Annotated in this window: 17 protein-coding genes; 9 read left to right on the top strand and 8 right to left on the bottom strand. The window is 60.2% G+C overall.

Annotation, left to right across the window (positions count from 1 at the left end):
• The first annotated feature begins 170 nt into the window (after window positions 1–170).
• On the top strand, window positions 171–932 hold the full coding sequence (locus AC6H4Z_RS15610; protein WP_497542885.1) for a carboxypeptidase-like regulatory domain-containing protein: 762 nt from the start codon (window positions 171–173) through the stop codon (window positions 930–932).
• 458 nt (window positions 933–1390) lie between these two features.
• Here the strand turns inward: AC6H4Z_RS15610 and AC6H4Z_RS15605 are convergent, their stop codons facing one another.
• The 3 genes from AC6H4Z_RS15605 to AC6H4Z_RS15595 all read right to left on the bottom strand — a co-directional run bounded on the left by AC6H4Z_RS15605 (window position 1391) and on the right by AC6H4Z_RS15595 (window position 4483).
• A complete protein-coding gene (locus AC6H4Z_RS15605) occupies window positions 1391–1612 on the bottom strand; it encodes a hypothetical protein (protein ID WP_497542884.1) in 222 nt (73 codons plus the stop codon).
• A gap of 437 nt (window positions 1613–2049) precedes the next feature.
• A complete protein-coding gene (locus tag AC6H4Z_RS15600) occupies window positions 2050–3132 on the bottom strand; it encodes an Ig-like domain-containing protein (protein WP_497542883.1) in 1083 nt (360 codons plus the stop codon).
• A 145-nt stretch (window positions 3133–3277) separates the two neighbouring features.
• The gene (locus AC6H4Z_RS15595; RefSeq protein WP_497542882.1) at window positions 3278–4483 is read right to left on the bottom strand and encodes a sialidase family protein; all 1206 of its coding nucleotides are present in this window, start codon (window positions 4481–4483) and stop codon (window positions 3278–3280) included.
• A gap of 177 nt (window positions 4484–4660) precedes the next feature.
• Between AC6H4Z_RS15595 and AC6H4Z_RS15590 the strand changes: the two genes are divergently transcribed.
• Window positions 4661–4798 carry a hypothetical protein gene (locus AC6H4Z_RS15590; protein WP_497542881.1) on the top strand — a complete coding sequence of 46 codons (138 nt, stop codon included), beginning with the start codon at window positions 4661–4663 and terminating at the stop codon, window positions 4796–4798.
• A gap of 512 nt (window positions 4799–5310) precedes the next feature.
• Here the strand turns inward: AC6H4Z_RS15590 and AC6H4Z_RS15585 are convergent.
• The 3 genes from AC6H4Z_RS15585 to AC6H4Z_RS15575 all read right to left on the bottom strand — a co-directional run bounded on the left by AC6H4Z_RS15585 (window position 5311) and on the right by AC6H4Z_RS15575 (window position 7718).
• Window positions 5311–6576, bottom strand: a complete 1266-nt coding sequence (locus tag AC6H4Z_RS15585; protein WP_497542880.1) for an IS110 family RNA-guided transposase — start codon at window positions 6574–6576, stop codon at window positions 5311–5313.
• A gap of 369 nt (window positions 6577–6945) precedes the next feature.
• Window positions 6946–7434 carry a DUF6328 family protein gene (locus AC6H4Z_RS15580; protein ID WP_497542879.1) on the bottom strand — a complete coding sequence of 163 codons (489 nt, stop codon included), beginning with the start codon at window positions 7432–7434 and terminating at the stop codon, window positions 6946–6948.
• Window positions 7435–7469: 35 nt separating this feature from the next.
• A complete protein-coding gene (locus tag AC6H4Z_RS15575; protein WP_497542878.1) occupies window positions 7470–7718 on the bottom strand; it encodes a hypothetical protein in 249 nt (82 codons plus the stop codon).
• Between the two features lie 216 nt (window positions 7719–7934).
• On the opposite strand from AC6H4Z_RS15575, the gene AC6H4Z_RS15570 reads away from it, so the two are divergent.
• Complete coding sequence (locus tag AC6H4Z_RS15570; protein WP_497542877.1) at window positions 7935–8195, top strand: hypothetical protein; 261 nt, start codon at window positions 7935–7937, stop codon at window positions 8193–8195.
• Window positions 8196–8273: 78 nt separating this feature from the next.
• Here the strand turns inward: AC6H4Z_RS15570 and AC6H4Z_RS15565 are convergent, their stop codons facing one another.
• Window positions 8274–8918 (bottom strand): YciE/YciF ferroxidase family protein, encoded by a 645-nt coding sequence (locus AC6H4Z_RS15565; RefSeq protein ID WP_497542876.1) that lies wholly within the window; start codon window positions 8916–8918, stop codon window positions 8274–8276.
• A 162-nt stretch (window positions 8919–9080) separates the two neighbouring features.
• On the opposite strand from AC6H4Z_RS15565, the gene AC6H4Z_RS15560 reads away from it, so the two are divergent.
• Window positions 9081–9638, top strand: a complete 558-nt coding sequence (locus tag AC6H4Z_RS15560) for a hypothetical protein (protein ID WP_497542875.1) — start codon at window positions 9081–9083, stop codon at window positions 9636–9638.
• 268 nt (window positions 9639–9906) lie between these two features.
• A complete protein-coding gene (locus AC6H4Z_RS15555; RefSeq protein ID WP_497542874.1) occupies window positions 9907–10209 on the top strand; it encodes a hypothetical protein in 303 nt (100 codons plus the stop codon).
• Here the strand turns inward: AC6H4Z_RS15555 and AC6H4Z_RS15550 are convergent.
• Window positions 10206–10865, bottom strand: a complete 660-nt coding sequence (locus tag AC6H4Z_RS15550) for a hypothetical protein (protein ID WP_497542873.1) — start codon at window positions 10863–10865, stop codon at window positions 10206–10208. The genes AC6H4Z_RS15555 and AC6H4Z_RS15550 overlap by 4 nt on opposite strands.
• A gap of 470 nt (window positions 10866–11335) precedes the next feature.
• On the opposite strand from AC6H4Z_RS15550, the gene AC6H4Z_RS15545 reads away from it, so the two are divergent.
• The 4 genes from AC6H4Z_RS15545 (at window position 11336) to AC6H4Z_RS15530 (ending at window position 13206) form a co-directional block, all read left to right on the top strand.
• The gene (locus AC6H4Z_RS15545) at window positions 11336–11488 is read left to right on the top strand and encodes a hypothetical protein (protein ID WP_497542872.1); all 153 of its coding nucleotides are present in this window, start codon (window positions 11336–11338) and stop codon (window positions 11486–11488) included.
• Window positions 11478–11963, top strand: a complete 486-nt coding sequence (locus tag AC6H4Z_RS15540) for a helix-turn-helix domain-containing protein (RefSeq protein WP_497542871.1) — start codon at window positions 11478–11480, stop codon at window positions 11961–11963. Before AC6H4Z_RS15545 ends, AC6H4Z_RS15540 begins: the two co-directional genes overlap by 11 nt.
• On the top strand, window positions 11960–12427 hold the full coding sequence (locus tag AC6H4Z_RS15535; protein ID WP_497542870.1) for a protein-export chaperone SecB: 468 nt from the start codon (window positions 11960–11962) through the stop codon (window positions 12425–12427). The genes AC6H4Z_RS15540 and AC6H4Z_RS15535 overlap by 4 nt, the downstream gene beginning before the upstream one ends.
• A 164-nt stretch (window positions 12428–12591) precedes the next feature.
• Window positions 12592–13206, top strand: coding sequence for an ATP-dependent Clp protease proteolytic subunit (locus tag AC6H4Z_RS15530; RefSeq protein ID WP_497542869.1), 615 nt, complete (start codon window positions 12592–12594; stop codon window positions 13204–13206).
• The last annotated feature ends 136 nt before the right edge of the window (window positions 13207–13342 follow it).

The following is a 13342-nucleotide window of genomic DNA, read 5'->3' as shown; positions in this document are numbered from 1 at the left end:
GTTTGCGATGCCCTGCGAGGAGCTTATCGGGTAGCTGTCGGAGGATCATTCGGTCGCCTCGCGCCCAAATGTTCTGTCTAGGTGCGCCGGTGTCGTCGGAGATGTGCCGCGTCATTGTTCGTCGAGCGTGGTATTGGAAAACTCTGGGTTGATCGAATCGGAGCGAAACGATGCGGGCGCATTTGCTGGTCGCTGTGGTGGGAGGGCTTCTGACGTCCACGCATGCGGTGGCTCAATTGCCAGAAGCAACACCGACGCTTCCTAGATACCGCGAAAGGCTATTGGGCGTTTTCAACGTCGACACCGGTCAGCCGATCGAAGGCGTCGAAGTCATTGGTGTTGCAACCCGCTCCTCGAGAGTCACAAGCGCGACTGGTACGTTGACTCTCTCGTTTCTCCCTGAAACAGAAAACCTCGTCCGACTGCAGAAGGTTGGTTATCAACCGGTCACGATGGTTATCGCGATCTCTCCTTCGGACACGGTGCCAATCACCGTAGTAATGAGTCCAGCCGTGCACGCTCTGCCAGCGGTGGTGACTAGAGATTCAAGCGTACGCCACATCTCCCCTGGCCTTCGCGCTTTCGAGGAGCGTCGGACATCCGGATTTGGTGGCCGATTCATCACTGAAGCGGAACTGCGCAAGAGCGATGGCCGCAAGATGACAAATGTGATGGCGAGCGCGGGCGTCTACGTTCGGTGCAAGCGACAGCCGACCGAGTGCATTCCCGTGTCCATGCGCTACGGCTGTGCGTACTTGATGTATCTCGACGGTGTTCGTCTTAGCGATGAGTCGCGTGATCTGGACAAGATGGAGGTCACAGACTACGCCGGCATCGAGATCTACTCTGGCCCGGCGACAATCCCACCGCAGTACAACATGACGGGAACGGCCTGCGGCGTCATTCTCATGTGGACAAGAGAGAGGCACTGAATCGGGTTCTCCGTGCTTCATGCTCACGAAACCCGTCACCCGGAAGCGCATCGCTCCGACTCGGGTAGTGATCGCACCGGCCCTCGCTGGCATCTGCTCGATGCCCGTGAAACGCGGTGCAGTCCGTTTGGCGCGCAGACACCCGAAATCGTGTATCAAAGGCGCTGACCCAACCATCGCAAACCTTAGTAGTCACGCGCGACGCACCACCGAAACGAATGAGAAAACTTTCGATACACCTGCGTCACCTTCTGGTCTCATCGCTCTTTTCTATCCAGTGCGCGAAACCCTCGGCCAACGTCGAGCATAATGGGGTTAAGGACACAACTGGCCCTACATGCGCGGAGAGCAATGTGGCTCGGGCGATCAGCGACTGGTTCCGGATCGTCGAATCCGGCGACCCACGCACGATTGGACGAGTCGTCGACCGACTTAACTTCCATTGGGTAAGTGTGTCCTCATTTGGAGGGCGGGATCGGCTTACGTCCATACAGGTGTACGATGAGCTTGCGGATTACGTCCGTCGCAGGTCGCGCGCGCATGAACGGCTGCACCTGGTCGAAGTCACGACGAGTGAAAGGCGAGGAGATTTTCTCGAATTTGGCCCGGTCAGATTCGAGCGTAGCGCCGACGATCTGCCAGCAGGCACGCATGAAGGCATCGGCAAGGGCGAATATCATTGCGGTGTCGGACTAACCGTCCTGAGCCTTGCTCCGGTCCCGCGATAAACTGGCTGGTTCACGCTAGCGTTTGCCCGTTGAGGACGGTCGAACATCGATTGCACGCTCCGCCATATGCGGGACATCTTCGCGCCGATCGAACGAACTGCCACTCGGCATCCGAACCGCGGCGCCGGTCCACGAGAGTTCGCAAATGGATGAATCGAGGCGACCCTCACCGGCGGCCCCGCACGAATCCAACTCTACCCCTAAACCAGTGCGGCTCCCCGAGGATGCGTGCGCACCCGGGGAGCCGCGGAACAGTCCTAAGCCCAACATCGGCCGGGTCAGACTATATACATACTCGCATCCAACCCGGCGCTCGACACCAGAGTACCCGCCGATCAGACATCTCTCCGACTCGGCGACCTACGCGAGGCTAACGAGCTGGTTAGCGCCTAGTTGGGCCGGCCCCGAGAAGTGGGGTTCTGGCCGCGCGACACCGAGTTTCCGCCCATCGGCGTGAGGCAAACGATGCCTTTGTTCACGTACTGCACGCCATCCCAATGGAGCCAGTAATACTGATCTTCGACTGGGCATCCTTCGAGGTTTCCGTCACCGCCAGCAGGATTGTAGGTGTCGGCGAGGACGACCGTGACTGATGCCTGCCCCGAGAGCTGGAAGTCATTGCACTGAGCTGTAATCTGTGCAGTTCCAGCGTTAACGCCGGACACCGTTCCGGTGGCGCTGACGGTGGCAATGTTCGGTCGATCGCTGGACCAAGTGCAGTTCGGCGAGGCCGCCACTACAGCGCTATCGTCTCTCTGACGAATCGAAACAGATAAGGCAGCCGTTCCTGCGACGCCGACAGTAAGTGATGACGGCGAAACAACTGCCATCTGAGGCGTACATGTCTTGAAATTTCCCGACTGTTGGTGAGTGGACTCGATGCCATGTCCGATCACATTCCATGTGGCGGTATGGGCAGCAGTCGCGCTGACAGTCGCCGCACTCGCGTGGCAGTTGGTAAGCGGAATGCTGTTGATCGGAGCGAAAAGCTGATCTAAGTAATTTCCTTGAGAGGTAAAGGTGTCTCCAAATGGCGAAGAGATGCCGCCTGAGGTCGTATTGCCTGTCACAACGATCGACAATATGGCCGGCTTGTCGACCGAGGTATAAGAAGTCGACGATGCAGATGCTTGAAAGAGGTAGATGTCGGTCCACCATTCGTCGATGGTGCCGGCCTCTTCGACTAACACAGGGTCGCCTGCTCCCATGAGCATAGGCGAGAGCGGGGCAGCATCGAGTCGTGACAGTTTTGCGACGAGACGTGCTCGTGCGCGCGCGATGCTCCGACCCCTCGCCAGGGAGATCGAGTCCGTCCCGACGTTGCGATGTGCTGTCCAGTCATCAATCGCGGCGATCTGCCCAACGAGGAATGTCCGCAGATCATTGTTTGCCGGCTGTTCGACTCGCGACGCGACACTGTTGACCACTGACGGTTGCGTGGTCGGTTCGCCAGCGCAACCAGCGACGATCATGACAAGTGCGGGCCAATACGAGTTCCTCGATAAACGCATTCCTTCTCCGTGCAAAGGTTAGAGGGGTGGGCAGGACAATCGATCGGCATCTCGCCCGAGTTGATGGCAATGATGCGCGTTTTAGTGTTCTTTAACAAACGGTTTTTCAGGGTGCGGGGCGCCGCCTGTCTGGCGATGCACAGCCTCCGCCGCGCAGTATGACCGTGACGGCACTTCGGTCTGGGGCCGAGAGTGCGTCGAAGGTCACGACAACGCCGGCCGGTGTTTCGATAGCGGCGGGCGAAGAGGCCATGTACAAGCCGGCGAAGCGGGTTGTATCGAGCGCGGCTCCGTGAGCGGACCACGTGATCTGATCCAATCCCAAACGGTCGGCGTGGAGGCGCTGGACGATGCTGACGACGTCGCCACACCGCGTACCGGCCGCCTGAAAACCTTGCGCGCCGGGGCGCAGCGGTTCGGCGATCGCGGGTTGCCAGGTCTTTCCGAAGTCCGTACTGCGGCGGCGGGACAGGAACGCGTAGCCTCGCATGTTGACGGGGCCGGTGTTCCACAAGAGATCGAGGACGGGACCCGCTCGAACTAAACGCGGGCTGAACGCCGTCAACTCGCCAGACGACGAAACGAGCGAAGGCCGGCTCCATCGCGCGCCGAAGTCGGTGGATCGAATCACGTAGACGCTTCCGTGATCATTGGGAACAGCGATGTTTGGTGCCGCGTATGTCGCGACAAGTGCCCCATCTGGGGTAGATGCGACACTCGAGTAGTTCGCCTGGAACTCAAGCACCCGCGATTGCCAATGACCGGACGATCCGGAGATGTGAATCAGCATCGGCGAGCCTGCCACGAGGGAGGCGGGCACGATGACATGGAACTTGCTATCGGCTCCCCGGACGACCTGACCGCCCTCCGCGCCCCAGAAGAGCAATGCGCCGCGAATGATCTGTTCAGGCCTCGACCACTCACCGCCCCGAAATTCGGAGTGCCAGATCGACGTGATGCTGCTGCCCCAGTCTGCAGCCTGCAGCGCTTGGGTTGCGAATTCCGACCAGAACAGGTCGATGCGCCCGGGGCGAGCGGTGAAAATTTTCGGATATGCGAACGAAAAATTTCCAGGAGGAAGCGCGAGCGGACGGCCCGGGATACGCACAACGATTAGCGGCCGCGGACCGATCGGCTGAGAGCCGTCAGTCGGGAAGAGGTTCGCCGCCAGATAGACCGTATCGCCGACGGCGGCCAGCGACGGCCAACGCAACCCTCGGCCGCTCGGAATGCTGAGAATGGTATCTAGATGTGACGACCGGTTGGCTGAATCGACCGCCTGTGCCACCGGCTTATACCGTTCAGCGCGCACCGGTTCGCGAAGAGTCGATCCGCAGACGATGCTCGCCAAGCTCAACAACCCGAGTATTGCTCTCGTGTGCAGTGTCGTTGCCTCACTCCGACGCGCATCGCCCAACTGAGGCGCACACGGATCAGAATTCTAGGAGTGAACTTGCGTGTCCGGCGGTGCCCCAACTGCGAGGCACTCATGCCAGGTTCGATGAACGACCAGCGTCGAGCAAAGCCCGTCGGCGCTATCGCGACACGCGTCGCGATTCAGATTCCGGTCATTCGTTGTTCGACGACTTCGTCGAAGCAGACGTACGAGAACTCATTCGTATCGTGATCGCACAGTAAGTAGACGCACGTGGGATTGCAAGCGTCGACTGTTCACGATTCACGCGACATCGTGGTGATGGGCAGATTAGAAACGTCTCATAATCGCGCATTGCAGGGACACGAGAGAAAAGACAATGCAAGCGATCGCAACTCTCGCACCGTGACAGCGCTGTTGTAATAACGTGAAGGGCGTTCGGTGGTGAGCAGCGTCACATGCTGGGTTGGCGATCGCCGCAACTGAGACCTCCGCGCGGCAGGTTAATCGCTTCGCTGTGTTCATCGGATCGTGACAATCGGTGCGACCGTCGGAGATTGGAGTTCTAATTTTTCCTCACGGACGAACACTGCATGCTCACCATGTGGTTGAGGACGCTATCTGAAGAACGCACGGCATCACGTCAACGTGTTGTGACGTGGTCAGTCGCGACGTCAATGCCCGCCGCGTACGAACGTCATTCGCCCGAGCGTGGTTACGATTTGCTGAGGAGCGTTGCCGCGAATCCGATGTCACACGAATCGTCACTCTCTGGAGCGCGCGGCGCGTCGGCCAGTGTGCCACTTCGCTTCATCGAATCGCTCGCCAGTTTGAAGAATGTGCAGCAGCAGCGGCACGAGCTTTCTCGCCATCGAGCACACGGCCTTCTTCCGCAGTCCGCCATTTCTTGCCAGCATCGCGAGATACTCGTCGCGAAATGGTCGGCCCTTTTGACACCAGCGCATCGCCAGTAGAAAGAGCTGCGATCGCAGGCCTGCCCGCCCCCGCTTCGTAATCCGGACGGGGCCAAGCGTGCTCGTTCCAGACTGTTTTCGGCTCAAGTTGAGCCCCGCGAGTTTGAGGACCTGCCGCGGCGATACGAACGTCGACGGATCGCCGAGCTCCGCGATCAGCGTGGCCGCGCAGAGGATATTCACCGTCGGAATAGTCAACAGAGCGGACGCGCTTGTGTGATCCCGCAACAGCGCGGCTAATTCGTCGTCGATGGCGGCCTGTTGCTCGCGAACGAGATCCCATCGCGCCAGCAAGCGGCGAATTTGAGAGCGTCGCGCACCGAGGGCAGTGCGCAGCCCGATGGACTCCTTGGCGCCGGAGCGAATCGCATCCGCTTGTTCGACCGACACGTGGCCATGCGAGCAATCTCTGATCACGCGCCGCACCGTGCGAATGTCTGTCTCCGCCATGTCGCTCGGGAGCGGCCACGCACCAAGCACAACGCGCGGTGTTCCCCAGCGCAGATCTCCGAGATGCACATCGAATTCTGGCCACGCCGAGTCCAGCACTCCGCGAAGTCGGTTCGTGAGGCGCGTCGCCTCGACCGTCAGTCGTTCACGCTCCCCCACGAGGCACCGCAGGCTCGTCGTACGCTCGTCAAAGAGCGGGAGTCGTCCGAAGATGCCAGAACCGAGCAGTGCACAGACCTGCGCCGCGTCCTTATCATCGTCCTTTCGCGGACTGTTGTCCTCGAGGTCCTTTGACCGACTGGTCGCACGGCTGGGAACTGAGACAACGCAGTATCCGCGGCTTTGCAGAAATGCGGCAAAGGTGAGGCCGTGGTGCGCGCCGAACTCGATTCCGATCAACGTGCGGCGGCGTGCGACGCTGATGTTGGCGCGCTTGATGTAGCGATCGGCGGCCTCGAATCCCGCGCGATTCACCTCGACGCGAACGGCGCGCGTTCTGGCCCCCTTGCCAGAGCGTATCACCATTTTGTGAAACGTCTTGCCGGCGTCGATGCCGACGTGCACCAAGTATTCTCTCGCGAATGCGGCCCGCTGATCTGTCGTCATGGCGGCGCGGGGGAGGGAGGCGGCGGATTGTCGTTGCAGTCGGCGCATGCTGATCTCCTGAAGGACAGCAGCGCCAGACGAGCCTGCGGGCTAAATCTGTCGGAGGGCGTCGAACGCCAACATCCTTATCGAGCCACGCAGACTGTCTGTGCGTTTGCCGCCGGAGGGTGTGACTGTTGGAGGCACTCATAGTGCGAGATTGACATCGGCCCTGAACCGGAAACGGCGCTCGATGTTGGCTGACTATCGGAATGTCAGCAAGGGCTCAGAACTCCGCGCCTCGGCGCGGAGCGTGACGAGGTTGCCCGACGTCACCGGGGATATGACCGATTCGACATCGAGACGCAAATGTGTAGTTTGGTCGGCGCTTTAATCGCGCGCTCTTCCGAATTGCAGCGGAAAAAGGAACCACACGATGGCGAACAGGATCAGGGTGCCGAGCGCGACGGCGCCCGCTGAGATCGTAGCATCCAGGATGATGCGAGCGATCAAGTAGACGTCGAGCGCGGTCCCCACTGCAAGCGGGATCATACTCCACATCAGCAAGCGCGAAGACACGCGAACAAACCGCTCAGACACCCCTTCCGGCTGCGTTCGACGGTGAAGCGCGGCCGGCGCCATCACCAATGACACTGCGGTCACGACGCAAAGGATCGATACGAGGTGAACTCTCCGCTCCGCCGACGACAGGTGCTCGAAGAATCCCGAGTTGAATACCGCGATGAGTTGAAAGCCGAACAGCGCTTGAATGCCAGGCAGCACCATGCGGCACTCTTCGAGTAGATGTGTCGCCGCCTGATCGAGTGAGAGCTGCTCTCCGTGTTGTCGGTGCACGATGAGACTACGTGCATTCGTCATGCCGGGCGCAGCCGGTCTGCGTGGCCGTCGATCGACTATTCCGGCGGGTAGAGTTTCGCGGCAACCGCCGTGAGCAGCAGTCGTTCGAGCTCTTTATCTGGGAGGGCTTCCCACGCCTCTGGAATCGGCGCGAGTCTGCGCCGCATACCGTCCTCGGACTCAAAACACAGCCAGCCCGTCGCGAGGCGTCCCTCGACGTTCGCGATCCTATCGGCGCGCAGCGGCGGACGAACGTCGTACACGTTCCACTCGGTTCTGTCGACACGGATGGCGCGGCGGGGCATTCACCAATTTACGAGGCGAAGTGCCAACCATCGCAAGCCCTGCGAGCGGTGATGAATGCACTAAGAAAATTGGTGCGACTCGCCGGTCATCGGCGCAGCCATTTAGCGGGCACAGGATTCGCCTTCTCAGCGAATCCGATCGCCGCCTGCTCGTGTCCTAGCTGTATGACCCGCCGTCGATCAGGGGAAGTCAACCTCCGACGCAGGAGTGTTGGTATGGCCGACACGCCGTCTGGGTCTGGCGAACCGCTTTTAGTAATTACCAACGACGGCAACGTCTTCCGCTGCGGCCGGGCAACCTTTCGGTATCGTCTCCACGGCGAAGAGCGTTCCGAGACTCGCTGGATGTTCACCGACGCGAACAGTGTCACTCACGTCGGGCCCCGCGTGATCGTTGACCTGTCGGCGGATGGGCTTCAGCTTGTGGTGGAAGATTGGTGGGCGCTCAAACGAGCGCTGCGCAACATTCGCGGATAGATGCGCGGGCACCAGGCACGCGCACGACCGCGACGTCGCGCGCGCACCCGATGTGCTCCAATTGTTCGAATGGTGGGCTCAGCGGCGCGGCGTCTCACGCGACGACTCACTCGATGTCGAGCGATCGCGCCCCTCCGTCGTCGGCGGTGTGCGATCCGATCCTGCGGTTCGGGTCACCTCCCGATCAGATCTCGCGTTCCGCGAGGCGCGATGTTCATCGCTCGGCTCGTCTCCAATCGCCGCGTCGATGTTGACCGAACCTTCGGCAAGAGCGGTCAGGAGTTCGTCAGCCGCGGCCTCCTCGTCGAGCGTCTCCTGGAGCAATTCGACGTGCTCAGTTTCTCCGAGGATTGCGGCGTAGGTTCGGACGGTGCCGTACCCAGCCATTTCGTAGTGCTCCACATGCTGCGCTTTGGAAATGAGGCCAGCATCTAGCACGTCCTCTTGTGCGTCCTCCTCGATCATCTCCTTTCCTTCCTCGATCAGACCTTCCATGCCTTTGCAGTGTTTCCCGGCCGGGCTGGTCTCCAGCGATTGAAAGATTTGCTCGAGACGGTCGACGTGAACCTGGGTCTCGGCGAGATGGTCGAGGAACGCTTGCTTGAGCTGCGGGTTCGTCGCCGCCGTCGCCATTTTCGGCAAGGCCTTCACGAGTTGCTTCTCGGCGCTGTACAGATCCTTCAATTCTTCGATGTACAGATCGCGCAGGCTTTCCATTTCCATGGTGGGCTCCAGACTGTGACGTCAATACCGGACTTCAATGAAGTCCGATCGGGGGCACAACCCGTGCCCAGTACGGTACACGCGATCTCACATCACGATCGTAGCGGCGGGCACTCGCCGCATCCACATTCATCGCCGCGCGGCCACCTCTTTCTTCGCCGAGTGCCAAAGCCCAGCATCTACGAACTCTTCGGCGCGACCGCAGCGTCGGACTTGAACGACGTGTTGACGAGCCAGGCGCCGACTGTGCGCCTCAACGAGCTCGCGAGCCGCCGGGCGCATCTCAACTTCAGCGACTATTGTGTCGGCTCCATCACGTGGGACGTGGCCCTCGGAAGACCAACCACGGACCGAATGTGCGACGCGTTCTCGGTCGACTGCGGAATGTGGGACCGTCGCGGCATCGACGTCGAAACGAACACTGACCGGCTCGTGAAGGCGCCGCATGTGGTGACGTTGTGGGATGATCCCGATGATGGCACGCATGGTCGCGTCGGCTTCTTGACTAAGATGCCGGCGAGTCCACCGTATGACCCGCGCGTTCCCAAACGCGGTTTCTACGATCTGAGCGTGACGTTGATTGGCCCAGATGCGTGGACCACGAATGCGTCGTCGATGCAATGCATTCGAGCAATCGTTCCCGGCCCGATGTCGTTTCGGATGGACGGTACGCACTCGAGATTCTTGCCATACCGTGTGGTCGAGGCTTTCCCGGAGTAGATACGCGCCGGGGCAGAGCACATTGGGATGCCCCATCTTATCGACCGTCGGCAGCAAACTTGCGTCGACCGCGCCGCAAAAGGCGTTTCCGCGGCGGTGCGTTGGGTGCGCCGTCCGCGGTGTTGGTCCCGGTGCGTGTAGTCAGAAGTCCATCCCTGCACGCGCCGGAACCACTACCGCGCTGAGCACGACCGGCGATCGCCTATTCGTTTGCAAACACGCAGGCCACGCAAACAATCTTCTTCTCGACGGAGAGTGGAGGAGGCACATGGCGTCCATCAACGGCCTACAGGGTAGAGGGCAGGCGATCCAGCGGCGCGTCGCGCGCAATCGACGTGCGCGCTTCGGCAGCATGCTACTGACCGCGTACGACGCAGGACGCATCAAAGAAATGTCAATTCGCGGTGATCCCTTGACCTATGAAGGGCCGGTCTCCTCCGCTGGCTCGGTCACGCGCGCGACGTTCGATGTCGAGATCGAGAGCATCAAGACCATCTCGCCGATGATCGCGTACGTGTACTTCCGCGAACGGGTCGCACACGACGCTCGGCCGCGATTGCAACTCGTTTAGCCACCGACGTCACCGAACGACTTCCGCACCGTCCACCACGCTGCGATGACCTTCGCGAGGTCGGGAAGATCGAGCGGCGTCGGAGCGAGTGGCCCGATATACTTTCGGCCATTCTGATCGATGATCGCCCATCGCAAATGTCGGTTCGGCTTCAGCGGATCTGTTGGAATCGTGAGGCGAGCGACGCGGAACGTCATCCCGTCGACCTCAACTCGCCGGTTGATGGTGAAGCGGAATGGATCGTCGGCCGGTCGCGCGTCTGGTGGTGGCGTCCACGCCTTGCCGTAGTCGGCTGCCGCGGTCGCACTCGCGGTCCCCCGCGCGCGCGGCTGCGTCACGGTGTACACGCTGCGAATGCCCATCTCTGAGGGCTCGAGCGGCCGCGCCATGGCGTCGCGATAGATCTCTGATGTCAGGCGACACGCGACACGCATCGGCGCCGTGTCAGCCGTTCTAGAGAGTTCTTCTAATTCATCGGCGAGCAATTCGAGCACGGGGCGTGCGCAGATAACGGTCCAGATCGATCGTCGCTCGTTCTTGCCGCGTGAGTATCCGAACTGGACTTCAGCGATGCCTTTCGCACGCGCGCGCGATTGGAGGCCGGGCAAGTCGACTTCGGCGGCGATGGAATCGGGGACTTCGACGGAGAAGCGCATGGGCTGGACGGTACGCCAGAAGCGTCAAAGACGAGTCATGCCGACGGCGACAATACCGAACATATCCCGAATCGATCGACGGTGGGAGAGGAATCGCTCGTCAGCTGACCTGTTGCCGGCCCTCCAATTCCTACCCGCTCGCCCAATGCAACCGCTCGGACCCAGCTGGTCCGGTTGACTCCGCTTAAGACTAGCGCCTTGGATGCCGATAGTGTAGCTATAACTACACCGTGACCAGAGAAACAGCCCAGATTGGCGAATCGGCCCATATCCTGGAGGGAAACGCTCTTCGCATCCGATGGATGCGATACAGGGGCTCGTTCCCGGCTCGCGTGTTTCTTGACCAGTACCCAGACGACTTCGCCGAATTCATTTGGCGGGCACAGGAGATGGCACACACCGGCCGAATCGCATTGTACTCCCAGGGTCATCCCTTAAAAGGGCGCTATAGCGACCTGTTTCAATTCAAGATGTCCTTTACGCGTTCCTGGGGCTACAAGGACGGCAGAACATTCGTCGTGCTCGACGCCGACACGAAGAAGAAGGCGAAGGAGCAAGAAGCAGACTACAAGAGAGCGCTTGGGTTGCTCTCGGATTATCTAACTGGAATTGATGATGACTAAACACCCCTCCCGTCGACGCGCTGTCCGGTATGTGGACGACCTGCCCGCGAATCACTGGATGGCTCGACAACTTCCACGCGGCACATCCTTACGGCGATACGCTGAGGATCGCGCTATCTCGGTGCTCACCCGGACCGCACAAGAGGCGATTGAGGATTCTGGAATGACTCGCGCCGACGTGGCTAGGGAACTCGGAACCACCAAGTCTCATGTCAGTCAGGTCTTGAACGGGTCAACGAACATGACCCTCAAGACGCTCGGCGCGCTACTCTGGGCGAGCGGTCAGCAAGTGGCTGAGTTGCGCATTGAGCAGGTCGGGACTGCAATGACAAGGTCAAAGCCAATCCCCGTTCTAAGTGTCACGACGAAAGCCGAAACTCCGGGGTTTGATCCCGTGACTCCGGTTCATATCACGATGACCGTGAACTTCGGCAGTGCGGTCGCGAACACCAGTGGATTCGAAACGGTGCAATGAGCCAGAGCTTCGAGCTTGCCCAGATCTTTCTCGTGAATGCGCGATTCTCCCATCGCGTCACTCCGATTGCTCTGCCGCACAACACGCCGATCCCGCCGCAGAAGATCAGCGTGAACGTCGGAATGCTGCACGTCAATGATGGCGAGGCGAGTCAGGTCACCGTTCATATTGCCAGCGTACCGGGCAACGCCGACGAAAGGGCGCTCTATGATTTCGATGTCGAGGTCGCGGGAATCGTCAAGAAAATTGATCGCGAAAAGTTTCCTGATCGAGATCTCGCGCGTGTGGTAGCGACGATGGTTTACCCGTTTGTGCGCGAGGCGGTTGCGAACATCACTGGACGGGGACGGTTCGGTCCCGTGTGGCTTGGACCCTTGGATTTAGTCGCCCTCTTCCTGAGCGAGGAGCAAGAAGCTGTGGCGCCTTCGGTGAAGAAAAAAAAGTCCCAACGTCGTCAGACGTAGGGGCGCGGTCGTGGCGAAACTAGTAGACGCGAGAGCTTTGAAAGACATTTCCCTGGCAGGCCGGACCCAAGGCTGAAACCGTCAAGATGGACGGCAGTTTGGGAAGGACGCGGTGAAGCAGGCGATGAACTGCGGTGAGCCCCCTAAAAATCGAAAGGCAATCAATGACAGCCCCATCCACCGCGACACCATTTGCGGCCCCGTCCGCGCCTTCTGTCGTCGCTTCGCCAACGCATTTTGTTTCATTCCTGCACGCAGTCAGTCCAGGATCGGTGCGCGCGTTGATTGCCACGGTTACCGCCGTGATTCAACAGCAGGAACCGGCTGCGCTGGGAATCCTGATGTCGACGTCTGGCGGGGACGTGAACGAGGGCATGCTCTTGTTCAACGCGCTCCGCGCCATGCCGACGACGATCGTCATGTACAACATCGGGAACGTCGATTCAGTCGGGAATGCGATCTTCTTGGCTGGGAAGTACCGCGTCGCCAGCCCTCAGGCCACCTTCATGTTCCATGGCGTTTCGTGGGGCGGTCCTGGTCCCATTTCCCTCGATTTGAAGAGCGCCAAGGAAGTGCTCGACATCATCGAGGTCTCAACGCGGCGAATCGCCGATGTCGTTGCGGGTCAGACCATGATTCCGAAGGACGAGGCCGACAAGTTGTTCTTGGAGGCGCAAACCAAGAACGCTATCGAGGCCAAGGCGCTCGGCATCATTCACGAAATCGGCGATCCGACGATCCCAAGCGGTGACGCGCTCGTGCATTCCCCCGCGACCTGAAGCACTCAGAATTCCGCCGCAGATAAGGGATGGCGTGGACGCCGTGAACACACCGCCGCTACGTCCAGATGGGCCATCGGGGATCGAACCCGATGGCCCGTTTTGTCTTTTGCTATTCATGGGGAGCGATCCGGGA

It is taken from the genome of Leucogemmata humicola (assembly GCF_055379415.1).
The sequence above is the reverse complement of the archived record's forward strand: the minus strand, read 5'-3'. Positions and strand labels throughout refer to the sequence as shown.

What these genes read in the sequence shown, in the direction of transcription:
- AC6H4Z_RS15585 (WP_497542880.1), bottom strand. Translation starts at nt 6,576, where the DNA reads ATGACGACAGATCAGCGGGCCGCATTCGCGAGAGAATACTTGGTGCAC.
- AC6H4Z_RS15555 (WP_497542874.1), top strand. Translation starts at nt 9,907, where the DNA reads ATGGCGTCCATCAACGGCCTACAGGGTAGAGGGCAGGCGATCCAGCGG.
- AC6H4Z_RS15605 (WP_497542884.1), bottom strand. Translation starts at nt 1,612, where the DNA reads ATGATATTCGCCCTTGCCGATGCCTTCATGCGTGCCTGCTGGCAGATC.
- AC6H4Z_RS15610 (WP_497542885.1), top strand. Translation starts at nt 171, where the DNA reads ATGCGGGCGCATTTGCTGGTCGCTGTGGTGGGAGGGCTTCTGACGTCC.
- AC6H4Z_RS15535 (WP_497542870.1), top strand. Translation starts at nt 11,960, where the DNA reads ATGAGCCAGAGCTTCGAGCTTGCCCAGATCTTTCTCGTGAATGCGCGA.
- AC6H4Z_RS15540 (WP_497542871.1), top strand. Translation starts at nt 11,478, where the DNA reads ATGATGACTAAACACCCCTCCCGTCGACGCGCTGTCCGGTATGTGGAC.
- AC6H4Z_RS15590 (WP_497542881.1), top strand. Translation starts at nt 4,661, where the DNA reads ATGCCAGGTTCGATGAACGACCAGCGTCGAGCAAAGCCCGTCGGCGCT.
- AC6H4Z_RS15570 (WP_497542877.1), top strand. Translation starts at nt 7,935, where the DNA reads ATGGCCGACACGCCGTCTGGGTCTGGCGAACCGCTTTTAGTAATTACC.
- AC6H4Z_RS15565 (WP_497542876.1), bottom strand. Translation starts at nt 8,918, where the DNA reads ATGGAAATGGAAAGCCTGCGCGATCTGTACATCGAAGAATTGAAGGAT.
- AC6H4Z_RS15580 (WP_497542879.1), bottom strand. Translation starts at nt 7,434, where the DNA reads ATGACGAATGCACGTAGTCTCATCGTGCACCGACAACACGGAGAGCAG.
- AC6H4Z_RS15575 (WP_497542878.1), bottom strand. Translation starts at nt 7,718, where the DNA reads ATGCCCCGCCGCGCCATCCGTGTCGACAGAACCGAGTGGAACGTGTAC.
- AC6H4Z_RS15600 (WP_497542883.1), bottom strand. Translation starts at nt 3,132, where the DNA reads ATGATCGTCGCTGGTTGCGCTGGCGAACCGACCACGCAACCGTCAGTG.
- AC6H4Z_RS15545 (WP_497542872.1), top strand. Translation starts at nt 11,336, where the DNA reads ATGTCCTTTACGCGTTCCTGGGGCTACAAGGACGGCAGAACATTCGTC.
- AC6H4Z_RS15550 (WP_497542873.1), bottom strand. Translation starts at nt 10,865, where the DNA reads ATGCGCTTCTCCGTCGAAGTCCCCGATTCCATCGCCGCCGAAGTCGAC.
- AC6H4Z_RS15530 (WP_497542869.1), top strand. Translation starts at nt 12,592, where the DNA reads ATGACAGCCCCATCCACCGCGACACCATTTGCGGCCCCGTCCGCGCCT.